Genomic DNA, 12,348 nt, shown 5'->3' with positions numbered 1-12,348 from the left:
ATTCATAACAGTGTCCAATCCTTAGAAAGTGAAGTCAGTTACGTGCTTGTTTTAAGAAAAGATCAGTAAAGCTCAGGCGATTAAGAGTTCAGTCGTTCATTTTGCAGCCGTTCTTTTTTCAGTCATGGAAAGGCTAAGTGAAACTGAGCTCGAAAGGGATGGGTTCGGTTTTCTGGCTCAATTGATCAAAGCTTTCCCAGAGCTGCTGGAATGAGATGTCTAGAGTGGGGTGGCGTTCTTGCGCGGCAACATCGACTAACGGTCTGAGTACAAATGCGTATTCGGTGATTTCGCCTCTGGGTAGCTCTACGCCATCGATCATGCCTACTTGATTACCATAAAGAAGGATGTCGATATCCATCGTGCGTGAAGCATAGGCTTTGGTTTGACGCTTGCGATCATTCTCTGCTTCGATTTGATGTAGAACCTGAATCAGTTCGGCGACAGGAAGGTTACATTCAAACCCAACGACAAGGTTTAGGAAGTTGTCCCCCTCGAAACCGACAGGCTCGCAATCGTAGAAATTAGATATGTGCAGCGGTGCAAAGCGGTCATTCAATGCTTTGAGAGATTCTGTGACGTGGTGTTCGCGGTTAATGTTGCTTCCGATGCTGACATAGACGTTGGCCATAGTATTTCCTTCCTTTTAAGGAGCCTATACGTCCAACTCGCGAGGAAGATCAGCTATGTATCCTCTTAGAGGTTGGAGGACAAAAGAAAATACGGTTCTGCCGCAAATCGCGTCTGATAGTGATAGAATCCCCGCATCAGAATTATCGAGAATCTAGGTATTTATAGACAATGTTTATCCATCACGTTAACGGCATCGACTGGCTGGTGATTACAGCTTTTGAAGAACTGAAAACTATGTTTATCGAAGATGCAGGTCCAATCCCATCTTACTTCTCGACCGCCAGCGAATTGAGCCTGATTGATCAAGCCAAGCGCAGCTATGGATTTTTACCTAAACTCCGCGGTGTGATCACCGATACCGGCACGTATCAAAGTGAAAATCTTGACGAAGATTTGAACCCACAGCTTGCGTGTATCGTTGAAGGGCGAGGTCGAGTGTTTATCTATCACGGCGACTATGTGGCTTTTGTCGATGACGAACAAACCTTCATTACCCGAATGGACTGAATATTATTCAGTGGGTTTGGAGCGGTTGATTGGTTAATCGAATAATTGGTTGCGAATAAGCTGCTCTGTAGATAAAACTAAGGCCTCGCGTGTGCGAGGCCTTTTTTATGTGTTGTTTAGCGAGCGAAATAACTTGGCCAGAAGCTCGTGATAATATACTGCCAACCCCCGTTCAAACCTCCCCCTTAATTGATATTTTCCGCCTTTTTTGAAACACAGAAAAGGCGGAGGGTAACAACATCTAACTTTCTATTTTTGTTTGTTATGTCCCTATGCAAACTCTTTATTATTCAGTGAGTTAATTTGTCCGTATTCTCTGGTAACTATTTGAAATACTAGGGGGTACAGAAATGAAAAATGGGTTAGTCTGCGCATTAGCCGTGATGATAATCGTGGGGTGCAAAGAATCGAATGAGCCAAAGGCGACTGCAGTGGAACAACCGAGTGTCATATCTCACATAGATAAAACACCTGAACTAGTCGCAGAATTAAAGGCACAACCGACAATCGATGGTCAGTTTAGGCTGCTATATGAGCGCTTTGAACCCATGCTTGACCGCAGTGACTTTCTTACTGGTACTGATGAAAACAATGATGGTATCCGCGATGACATTGAGGCGTTTATTGATGCGTTAGAAGTGACCGAGCCAGTCCGAAAAGCCTTAAAACAAGAGGCTCGGCAGGCACAAGAAAGTCTTTATCACGACTGGAGTGAAAAGAATAACGCCAATATAAAAAAGGCACTAGCGATTAGCCATAAATATAACAAAATTCTCGCTTGTAAGAAATTTGTTGGTATTGATGTTGATGACAATATAAATACAGGAAGAACCGTTGATGTACTCACTTACAATACAAAAGCCCGCACTATGACTTACTTGGCTTATAACCACCTATTAGATGGTTCCGTAAGTACCTCTCTAAAAGTAGAGGCTAAGTACTGTGAATAAGTTAGTCACCCCGTTCAAATCTCCCCCTTAATTGATATTTTTCCCCTCTTTTGAAACACAGAAAAGATTGAGGGTAACAACATCTAATTTCCTATTTTTGTTTGTTATGCCCCTATGCAAACTCTTTATTATTCAGTGAGTTAATTTGTCCGTATTCTCTGGTGTCTATTTGAAATACTAGGGAAACAAAAATGAAAAATGGGTTAGTCTGCACATTAGCCGTGATGTTAATTGCGGGGTGCAAAGAATCGAATGAGCCAAACGTAACTGTAGTGGAACAACCGAGTGTCATCTCTCACATAGAGAAAACACCGGAACTAATTGCAGAATTAAAGGCACAGCCGACCATTGATGATCAACTTAGGCTTCTATATGAGCGTTTTGAATCCATGCTTGACCGCAGCGACTCTCTCACTGGTACTGATGCAAACAATGATGGTATCCGCGACGACATTGAGGCGTTTATCGATGCGCTAGAAGTGACCGAGCCAGTCCGAAAAGCCTTAAAACAAAACGCCCGTTACACACAAGAAAATCTCTATCACGATTTTTCACAGAAGACCCATGCTAACATCAAAAAATCCCTCGAAATTTCATACAAGTACGACGAAGTCCTCGCCTGTGAAGAGTTTGTAGGAATTGATATTGATGACGGCATAAACACCTCCAACACAATCACATCTCTCACCTACAACACCAAAGCTCGTACTATGGCGTACTTAGCTTATAATCATTTACAAGATGGATCTGTAAGTACTTCTCTGAAAGCAGAGGAAAAGTATTGTGAATAAGCTAGTCACCCGTTCAAACCTCCCCCTAATTGATATTTTTACCCTCTTTTGAAACACAGAAAAGGCGGAGGGTAAGAGCATCTAACTTCCTATTTTTGTGTGTTATGCCCCTATGCAAACTCTTTATTATTCAGGGAGTTAATTTGCCCGTATTCTCTGGTATCTATTTGAAATACTAGGGGATACAGAAATGAAAAATGGGTTAGTCTACACGTTAGCCATGATGTTAATTGTGGGGTGCAAAGAATCGAATGAGCCAAACGCAACTGCAGTGGAACAACCGAGTGTCATCTCTCACATAGAGAAAACACCTGAGCTAGTCGCAGAATTAAAGGCACAACCGACAATCGATGATCAGTTTAGGCTGCTATATGAGCGCTTTGAACCCATGCTTGACCGCAGTGACTTTCTTACTGGTACGGATGCAAACAAAGATGGTATCCGCGATGACATTGAGGCGTTTATTGATGCGCTAGAAGTGACCGAGCCAATCCGAAAAGCCTTAAAACAAAACGCTCGCTACTCACAAGAAAACCTGTACCACGACTTCTCGAAAAAGACTAAAGCCAATATCGACAAGGCAATGGCGATGGGTAATAAATATAACAAAGTTATCGCCTGTAAGAAGTTTGTTGGCATTCCAGTCAGAGATAGAACAAATACAGGAAAAACCATTAGAGCTCTCACCTACAACACCAAAGCACGCACCATGGCCTACCTTACTTATAGCCATTTACAAGACGGCGCGATAAGTGCCTCCCTGAAAGCAGAGGCAAAATATTGTGAATAAACAAGCAATAATACTCATGGCTAGTGCCTTACTTTCCGTTAACGCCAATGCAAATTCCTGTAAAATTGAAGGCTATACCATAGGTTTCTTTAACGGGGTCGCAACAACGATAGACGAAGCCAACGACGGTCGAGATGAATTAGAATCCACTATAGATATCAACCAATACAACGGTGAGTCTGTCGAATACCAGCTTTTCTACAACGATTCTTATATTGACGGAAGTGGGCTTAACGTACTGGCTGATTTTGCTGAAACCTTTGACCAAAGAACTTACGAGTTAGAGCAGAAACAATTCGACCGGTGGGAGGCGTTTTGGGACATTGTGAGCGGTAGGCAAAACAGCTCTATCATCCAAAAAATCAGCGCCACTTTTGCTTGGTTTGCTGGGTTTGTTCTTGACTTCACAAACCAAACCATCAATGCAACCATCACGACATATTTAAAAGAACTAGCATCACTTATTGATGCCCCCGAAACCAGCCAAACTAGAATGCAGCATCATCTTTTAAATGACTCTCTTACGTGGAAAGGAAAAAAGCTCATTTACATCGCGCATTCACAAGGGAACTTGTGGGTAAACGAATCGTACAAGCATGTTACATCTCAATACGGTTACAGTGCCGATAACATTCGCGTCGTTCACATCGCTCCCGCTTCTCCAACCCTTAGCCCAGACAGTGATTATATTTTATCGGCCTCAGACCTTGTGATTAATTTGCTTAACTTTACAGGGATAGGCAGTGTTCCGCCTCCCAACACCACGATAGCACCGAGTAAATTAGACATTACTGGACACGGACTCATTCCTATTTACCTCACTCACCCCAAATCCATTGAGAAAATCAAAGCGTCGGTCGATAAAGCTTTCACGTCTCTTACTAAACCCGAGATGGAAGATTTTTTGTTTGAAATTGAGTTCGATTATAGTGCGAGCTATGACTCACTTCATGATAATCCTGTTTATGAAATTGTTGACGCTAATAAAACTGATGATTTTGGGTCTTACCTAAGGTTTCCTTCTTTTTATCTCAGCCCGAAAAATGAATCTTGGCCTAAGAAGACGGTGGATTCTTATATACAAGATGAAGATAGATTGCCATTTAGAGTTGAGAACAATGCTGTGGTTTTGTTTGATACTTGTAAAAGCCCGAACGAGGCAATGAATGACATTCCATCGATTCCCTCGCAAGACACTTATATGTTCGTACAATGGCGAAATTTAAAACGCTTTGAGCTAGGTACATTTAAAGATATTTGGAGGTCAAGAAAGATGACCGATAGATATGGATTGGTAGATGAAACCCCAATAGCATTTCGAGATATGGACGACGACTATTTCATTTGTGCTGGGGATGGAGATGCTATTGAACTAGAAGCAACACAACACTTTTATAATGAGGAGCAACGTCAGTATTTAGTCACTCAGCATTTGTCTGGACGCTATGATGTGTCGGCACGTTATGCTGTACCTTTTCAAAGTTTTCATCCTACTAATCTCTGTCAAGGCCATTGATTACTAGCTACGTTGAAGGTTCAGGCTATGTCCATATGCTAGAGCAACCAAAGCAGTTTAATGAAAAGTTGATGAAAGCGGCTAAGTTGGTGGAGTCGGGGGACAACCTTTCGATAGATAAAACTAAGGCCTCGTGTGTGTGAGGCCTTAGTTTTGAGGCTGTTACAATAAACCGATCTCTAACGGGTAATTGGATAGAAGTGTTCTAGTCCATGACAATTAGAGTCGTTACTATCCTTACCAGATATCTTCGATTAAAGAGTCTTTAAGCTGCGCAGCTGCGGCAATGTTTTCTTTCGACATGTACTGTTTCACGTCGATTATCTCTTTCTCTGCATCCGAGTTTCCGTATTCCTGCGCGACTTCAAACCATGCTAGCGCTTTAACAAAATCGCTCCATGTACCGTGACCATTACGGTAGGCGTAACCAACGGAATATTGACCATAATCGTTGCCCTGCATTGCGGCGTGAGTGTAATACTCTAATGCTTTTTTTGCGTCTGTAGTTTTGAAACCACACGGTTTTTTGTATCGCGTAGAAGAGTAAATATCACCCATCTTCACATAAGAAAGTGTATGTTCATCTTCTTCAATGGCTTTGCTAAATAATTGCATCGCTTTAGAGCAACTCTTTTCAACGCCTTGTCCATTTAGGTAAGAAATACCCAAATTGTACATAGCACTTGCATCGCCTAAGTTAGCCGATTGCTCAAACCAATACGCAGATTTGGAGAAGTCTTGAGTGACGCCTTGACCTTCATCGTATGAAAATGCGAGTTGATACATAGCGTCAGAATACCCCGCTTTTGCAGAAGCTAGGTAATAATCGTTGCCTTTCTTTAGGTCGACAGGTGTACCTTCACCATCAAAATACATTACGCCTAATGAGTAGAGCACATAAGGGTCTTTGCTGGTTTCAGCTTTGTGGTACCAAGCCAGTGCTTTTTCGTATTGCTCTTCGTAGTAATAATTATCTGCCAAGGTAATCATCGCTTTTACCTCACCAGATTCCGCTACTTGATTCATGTACTCATATCCCCGTTGTAAGTTCTCTTCATACATTGAATCTTCAATTAAAAGGTTAGCAGCCTGCATTAGCAATTCGTTATCGCTAGACGTTTCTGCGTTCTTTAAAAGTGCGAGTTCTTCGCCTTCAAAAGCTTCTATCTCAAGATCGTATGCAAAAGTGCTAGCGGATAGCAGCAGCGACAGTGACGTTAAAAAAGTACAACTTTGTTTTATCATTTAAGCCATTTCTTATATTAGTAATGTTTCACATGAATATAACAAAACAGCTTTGAAAATAAAGGAAATTTCGGGATATCGAAAACCGAATTCACGACAATGAGACCTAGGGCATCTCAATATACTGGAAGCAACCAAGACTGGTTAATAAACGTTGACCCAAGCGATTAACTCTATGGCTTAGGCGCGGAAACTAGGTGGCACTGACTCAGTAGCAATGGACAGAGCTCTATATGTGCCGATAATGATCTAGAGGTCTTTAAACCCAAGTTATCGTGACACTCATTACCTGACTGGCAGCTTGGTCTTTGTTTTTACCTGACCGAAGGCGAAGCTGGATTCAATCGAAGCAATATTGGGCAGGCGGGTTAATTGCTTGCGGATAAACTGCTCGTAGCTTTTTAGCGACTCGCTGACTACATGCAATAGGTAGTCGTGATTGCCCGTCATTAGAAAGCACTCTAACACTTCATCAATCACTTCGATGTGCTGTTCAAAGTCTCGCATGTTCTCTTCTGTCGGCTTTTCAAGTTTCACCAACACAAACACATTGACTGGCAGGCCACACGCTTCTTGGTCAACACTGGCGTGATAGCCGCGAATAATCCCTTGTTTCTCTAATGCTCGAATTCGGCGTAAGCAAGGAGAGGGCGACAGTGCCACGCGATCAGCCAACTCTTGATTAGTCAGCCGAGCGTTGCTTTGCAGTTCAGCCAGTATTTTCTTATCGATCTCATCCATTGGCATATTCCATCAATATTGAATTTAGTTTGGCAATATTATTGCTCAAAGTGTATGTCTTACTTCGTAAATAGCAATTTTTAGCATCTGCACAAAACTAAAATTAAAGGAGGAACAACAAGCATGGAATGACTTAGGAACTATGAATACTTCAACTCAACTTAGCCCGCTGCGTAAAACTACCAAACACGAACAAGCAGAAGCCCTTGCCATTGAGCAAGCCAAGCATTTTGGTATCGACCCAAACAGTGATTACGGCGTCACGCTTATCGAACTGGCGACGACACTGTACAAAGCCAATACCAAGACACTCGATCTTTGGGCATTGACGGTTGATGGCCTTTCAGAGCTCGATAAGAGCGACCGAATCGCTTGGTTTAACGCCAAACGTTTTTTGTCATTCCAGATCGCTAAGATCCTCGACAATCTGCAAAACCCAATGCGCGCCACTTACCAGTCTATTGCCACCAATAATGGTAATTTTGCATCCAAAGGTGCGTATCCTATCTTCGATAATGTCGCTGCTATTTTCTCTGCGAGCCCTGTGATTACACGTACCGCGACCTATTTGTTTGCGTGTACAGAATGGATTGAAGATGCGTTTAATGGTAAGGAGCCGCTGCACGATATTTACTCTCGACTGCTTAACCCAACATCGATTTCACTGGCTAACCACATGGTTGATATTGAGGCGGGCTCTAGAGCTAATGAGTACCTCGCATGGAACTTTAACTCGGGGATGGCCGCTATTGATGGGTTGTTGAGCCATCTACTTGGGTATGAAGACATTGTCTTAGCTTCACGCAATATCTACGGCGGTTCTTACCAACTGTTGGAAGATTGGTTTGGCAAGCCTTCGAACCTGAATGTCGCGGTAGAGTGGGTGGATGGTTACTCCGGGGATGAGTTTGCGACGCGACTTGATGAGGTTGCCGATAAATACGCGGATCGAATCGCTGCGGGTAAGAAAATCTACGTCTACCTAGAGTCACCGTGTAACCCGCATGGATACGTGTTAGATGTTGCTAGTATCAGTAAAGCAGGTCACTCTCGTGGTTGGGATGTGATTGTTGACTCGACAGTGGGGACTCCATTGTTGCATCCAGTACTAAAACGCGATGATGTGATGGAAAGGCCTGATTATGTGATTCACTCCTACACCAAAGAACTGGCGGGTTCTGGTACCACAACAGCTGGGGTTGTGATTGGCCGCAACGAGACCATGTTTGTTCCAAAAGGAGAAGAGGTCACTTGCACTAAGCCTAACGGTGATGAAGCCACAATCCCATGGAACGAAACGTTGTTTTGGAATGTGTATTACATCAAAGGCGCATTCTTAGATGCAGACAAAGCGTTTGAAGTGCTCAATGGCATAAAAACCTATGAGATGCGTGTGGTGCAGAAAACCATCAACACTCTGACGCTCGCGAAGATCTTCGACGCTCACCCTGACATCAATGTGTCGTGTCCAGCTTTGCCAGAAAGCGATAACTATGAACACTGCCAGAACAACATGTACTTGGGTTTACCAGCGGCGCTTTTCACAATCGATATGGAAGGTAACGGCGACCGTGAACCAATCAATCGAGATGGGTTTAAACAGTTCTTCGACATGCTTGAGCCAGCAATCGGCATGCAAGTGAGCTTAGGGCAAACCAACACCGTGGCCTTATGCCCAGCACTGACCACGCACTCAGAGCTCAGCGATGAAGCGTTAAATGAAGCAGGCATCAAGCCAACCACAATGCGTATCTCTATCGGCTTGGAAGATCCGCGAATGTTCATCGCTCACATTATCGAGGCCGCTAAATTGTCGATTGACCGCAAACACGCAGACTTCTCATCGAGTTTCCCGAGTGGTGAGAGTATCGATGAAATCTATATGCAAACCTATATGGATGTACACCAGAGGTTTGTGAAGAGCTTGCCGAAGTTCAGTCAGCTTACTCAGTAACTTAGGTCAGTAAGGAAAGTTAACAAGAGAAGTCAGTGAAGTAGGGTAGCTGTAAACGTTAAATGAAAAACGTAAGGCCTCGCGTGTGCGAGGCCTTTTGGGTTTCGGGTAATAACATAAACCAATCTAGAACAAATCTTAGAAAAATGCGTCGATGAATCACCTAATAGCCTTTAACTCGTAGAATATGGGTAATTTATTTCTTATAACATAAGGCAAATATGAGCGGAAAAAGTAGTTTTTTGGACAACACTGATGTGGAGCACTTTTTCCACTCAATGAAGCTGCAATTAACGTTGGCTAGGGTAACCAAACACATCGTTCTCGTTGGCTGACTCTCCAGTTTGAGTTTCTGCAATATCCCAATGCTCTACAATTTTCCCTTCGTTATTAAAGCGGAAGATATCAATGTAACCAACACCTAAATCGCCTTTTTTACCGAGGTCAATTTGCTTCGAATGAACAAGAACCATGTCACCCATTGCGATTGTTTTTGCTATCTCCGTTTTTAGCTTAGTCCCGTTACTGTTTAAGTAATCAAGGTAACCAACCAATGCTTTTCTACCATTTGGAACCTCTGGGTTGTGTTGAATATAGGTTTCGCTAGAAATATACTTTTTTAACGCACTTGTATCCGCTGGGTTTTCAAAGCTTTTCAACACAGCAATGGCTCTGCCTCGATTACGCTCGATGTCTTGAGTTGCATCATAGATATTCGCGTCTGGCCCTTGGTACATGGTGTTTTTGTTTTCAGATTTTTCCGGAACTTGTTGGTAGTGATCCCAATGCTCTACCAGCATGCCATTTTCTTCTCTCCAGATATCAACATAAACATATTCCGCACCGTCTGAAGTTGTCCAAACAGAGTGTATTGCGACATAAGGACCTTCTGCAATGGTACGGTAGATATCTACTTTCACGCCAGGATCAGCAGTTAACTCGCCAGCTACCGCTTTAATCAGTTCTGCTGGTCCATCGCCATAAGCGGTAGCGTGTTGGATGTAAGTGTCACCAACGTACTTTCCGAAGTTGTTCAAATTCCTATAAACCAGTACATCTTCATAGAAGCCTTCCGCTAGTTTAATGGATTGATTAGTTTGAGCATCAATGGTGCTTAGGTTAGCAAAGCTTGGGGCAGTAAATAGACAAACAGCCATTCCGATTGCAACAGATTTAATAGACATGATTCTTCCTTTTTAGGTTTGTTTTGTTTGAGCACCTGTATGTTAGCCAGTCTAATTAATTAAAAAAATAGGGCATTATTCATACTTCTCATGAACAAATTCGATTGGTTGTAGTTGTAGTTGTAGTTGTAGTTGAGGTAGTTGCGAGGTGGTAGGTAAAGTCTATTACTTAAATCGAGATCTAATGATGGTCACGGGATACTGGCTGGGATCTGATAACTATTTATTTTAAAAGGCGAATCAGAGCAATATAATTACTCTGAATAGATGAATAGATGAATAGATGAATAGATGAATAGATGAATAGATGAATAGATGAATAGATGAATAGATGAATAGATGAATAGATGGGTTCAATACACAGGCGTTTACTTGGTTTCAAAAAACAGAAACCTCATACCATGGTCGGTCTTTTTTAACATACAGCCAAAAAACTAAGAGTATCAATCCCAAATAATACTCACTGTAATCGATTTTTAAGCCAAGAATGACGCTCTGACTGCTTATTTCTATTGTGCCAGACTTTAACAATATTGAAGTGAGGAAGCTCAAAAGGTAAGGGGACCTGCTTAAAGTCTCTAAATAACGTTTCTGACAAGCGAGAAGGCATAGTCACTATGATATTTGTATCTTTAATTAAAGACGCTATCGCCCCAAAACTAGGCGCACTAGCCACGATTTTTCTCTTCACGCCTCGTTTTTTAAGTATTGTGTCTATCTCGGTTTGGTGAGAATGCTCAAAAGACATGATGGCGTGAGGTTTGGAGCAATATTGCTCTATCGTTGTTGGCGGTGTTTGCTTTTGAGGATTGAAAAAACAGACCTCTTGGTCAGAAAACAACTTAGTTTGAATTAAATCCGACTCGTTACTCGTTAGTTCTGGTGACAAAACAAAATCTACATCGCCAGACCGAAGTAATGAAGCCCACTGAAGTTGAGTTCTGGCTGGAGCTATGTGCAACGAGCTCATCGGCGCTGCTTTCTGAAAATCATGAAACATAGGTTTTATAACGGTTTCTATTTCATAGTCGTTAGCTGCGATGGAAAAAACTTTATCATCTATTAGTGGGTTGTATTGTTGTGAGCTTGCGAAAGCTTGCATCGATATTACGATTTCTCTGGCCTTTTCAATAAGTTCTCCCGCCTTTGGCGTAGGCGCGATGCCTCTTCCTGAAGTGACAAACAATTCATCTTTTACTATTTTGCGCAGTTGGTTAAGCCCATGGCTAACTGTTGATTGAGTAACCCCCATACTATCCGCTGCCTTTGTTACTGATTGGTGTTCGTAAACGCTAATAAACATGCGAAGTAGTCGTCCATCCAACGTAGAGTAATCGAAAGTATTCATAGGTAACATTCAACTTATGCAGTGTATTAATAATATAGGTTGTAACATACTCTTTCTCGATAAAACAGAACCAAAGATTGACTCACCGGAATGAACGATATTTTCGAGTTAATCGTGAATAAAGAATTCCAGTTTATAGAGGTATTTTATGCCCAGTTTTACTCCCCAATTACCAATTGCGTATGGTAATCACCAAGAAGCAATATCTTCTCCGAGGTTAAAAGGTTGGCATGCACATATTTATTTTAACGAACTTACCGAGCAAACGGCTCAAAGGGTAATTAACGATATAGCATTAGAAATTACAGATCTCAGACAAGGCCAACTGCATCGAAAATTGGTTGGCCCTCATCCCTGTTGGAGCTGTCAGCTTTACTTTAAACCACATTTATTAAGTGACGTAGTCACTTGGTTGACGTTCAACCGAAAAGGTTTAACGATACTTTTTCACCCCATCAGTGGAAATGATTTGTTAGATCATAAAGATAGAGTTTTTTGGATGGGAGATGTCAAAGACCTAAATCTAGAGAATCTATAAAGCCCCAAATTTGTATCGATGATGAAAACAATGAAAAACATTAGACATAAATGTATTGGCCGTACTTTCCAATACAAAAAACGTTTTAATTTATGTTCTACAAAATGGAAGGAATTATGTTCGAAATTAAGTCGTTAAATTGACTTTATAA

General features: G+C 42.0%; 12 protein-coding genes. 7 read left to right on the top strand and 5 right to left on the bottom strand.

Going from position 1 to position 12,348, the window contains the following annotated elements; all coding sequences use genetic code 11:
* Positions 1 to 133: 133 nt before the first annotated feature.
* The gene (folK, locus tag AB4496_RS17695; protein ID WP_102258570.1) at positions 134 to 631 is read right to left on the bottom strand and encodes a 2-amino-4-hydroxy-6-hydroxymethyldihydropteridine diphosphokinase; all 498 of its coding nucleotides are present in this window, start codon (positions 629 to 631) and stop codon (positions 134 to 136) included.
* A 170-nt stretch (positions 632 to 801) separates the two neighbouring features.
* On the opposite strand from folK, the gene AB4496_RS17690 reads away from it, so the two are divergent.
* The 5 genes from AB4496_RS17690 (at position 802) to AB4496_RS17670 (ending at position 5,187) form a co-directional block, all read left to right on the top strand.
* On the top strand, positions 802 to 1,140 hold the full coding sequence (locus AB4496_RS17690) for a hypothetical protein (protein WP_009846986.1): 339 nt from the start codon (positions 802 to 804) through the stop codon (positions 1,138 to 1,140).
* A gap of 350 nt (positions 1,141 to 1,490) precedes the next feature.
* Complete coding sequence (locus AB4496_RS17685; protein WP_102258569.1) at positions 1,491 to 2,090, top strand: chromosome partitioning protein ParA; 600 nt, start codon at positions 1,491 to 1,493, stop codon at positions 2,088 to 2,090.
* Positions 2,091 to 2,281: 191 nt separating this feature from the next.
* Positions 2,282 to 2,881: a chromosome partitioning protein ParA gene (locus AB4496_RS17680; RefSeq protein ID WP_102258568.1), complete on the top strand. Its 600-nt coding sequence runs from the start codon at positions 2,282 to 2,284 to the stop codon at positions 2,879 to 2,881.
* Between the two features lie 190 nt (positions 2,882 to 3,071).
* Entirely contained in the window at positions 3,072 to 3,671 is a 600-nt protein-coding gene (locus AB4496_RS17675; protein ID WP_102258567.1) for a chromosome partitioning protein ParA, read from the top strand.
* On the top strand, positions 3,664 to 5,187 hold the full coding sequence (locus tag AB4496_RS17670) for a hypothetical protein (RefSeq protein WP_372131509.1): 1,524 nt from the start codon (positions 3,664 to 3,666) through the stop codon (positions 5,185 to 5,187). Before AB4496_RS17675 ends, AB4496_RS17670 begins: the two co-directional genes overlap by 8 nt.
* A 237-nt stretch (positions 5,188 to 5,424) precedes the next feature.
* Here AB4496_RS17670 and AB4496_RS17665 read toward each other — a convergent pair whose 3' ends face one another.
* Positions 5,425 to 6,432, bottom strand: coding sequence for a tetratricopeptide repeat protein (locus AB4496_RS17665; protein ID WP_009846981.1), 1,008 nt, complete (start codon positions 6,430 to 6,432; stop codon positions 5,425 to 5,427).
* Between the two features lie 285 nt (positions 6,433 to 6,717).
* Complete coding sequence (locus AB4496_RS17660; RefSeq protein ID WP_009846980.1) at positions 6,718 to 7,173, bottom strand: Lrp/AsnC family transcriptional regulator; 456 nt, start codon at positions 7,171 to 7,173, stop codon at positions 6,718 to 6,720.
* Between the two features lie 142 nt (positions 7,174 to 7,315).
* Between AB4496_RS17660 and AB4496_RS17655 the strand changes: the two genes are divergently transcribed.
* Positions 7,316 to 9,127: a PLP-dependent transferase gene (locus AB4496_RS17655; RefSeq protein WP_102258566.1), complete on the top strand. Its 1,812-nt coding sequence runs from the start codon at positions 7,316 to 7,318 to the stop codon at positions 9,125 to 9,127.
* A 290-nt stretch (positions 9,128 to 9,417) separates the two neighbouring features.
* Here the strand turns inward: AB4496_RS17655 and AB4496_RS17650 are convergent, their stop codons facing one another.
* Together AB4496_RS17650 and AB4496_RS17645 are read right to left on the bottom strand one after the other, a co-directional pair.
* Positions 9,418 to 10,311, bottom strand: a complete 894-nt coding sequence (locus AB4496_RS17650) for a nuclear transport factor 2 family protein (protein ID WP_009846978.1) — start codon at positions 10,309 to 10,311, stop codon at positions 9,418 to 9,420.
* 460 nt (positions 10,312 to 10,771) lie between these two features.
* On the bottom strand, positions 10,772 to 11,614 hold the full coding sequence (locus AB4496_RS17645) for a LysR family transcriptional regulator (RefSeq protein WP_102258565.1): 843 nt from the start codon (positions 11,612 to 11,614) through the stop codon (positions 10,772 to 10,774).
* Positions 11,615 to 11,807: 193 nt separating this feature from the next.
* Between AB4496_RS17645 and AB4496_RS17640 the strand changes: the two genes are divergently transcribed.
* Positions 11,808 to 12,197 carry a DOPA 4,5-dioxygenase family protein gene (locus tag AB4496_RS17640; RefSeq protein ID WP_102258564.1) on the top strand — a complete coding sequence of 130 codons (390 nt, stop codon included), beginning with the start codon at positions 11,808 to 11,810 and terminating at the stop codon, positions 12,195 to 12,197.
* Positions 12,198 to 12,348 lie beyond the last annotated feature (151 nt).

This window comes from Vibrio sp. 10N.222.46.A1 (assembly GCF_041473595.1).
Taxonomy (GTDB): Bacteria; Pseudomonadota; Gammaproteobacteria; order Enterobacterales; family Vibrionaceae; genus Vibrio; species Vibrio tasmaniensis_A.
The sequence above is the reverse complement of the archived record's forward strand: the minus strand, read 5'-3'. Positions and strand labels throughout refer to the sequence as shown.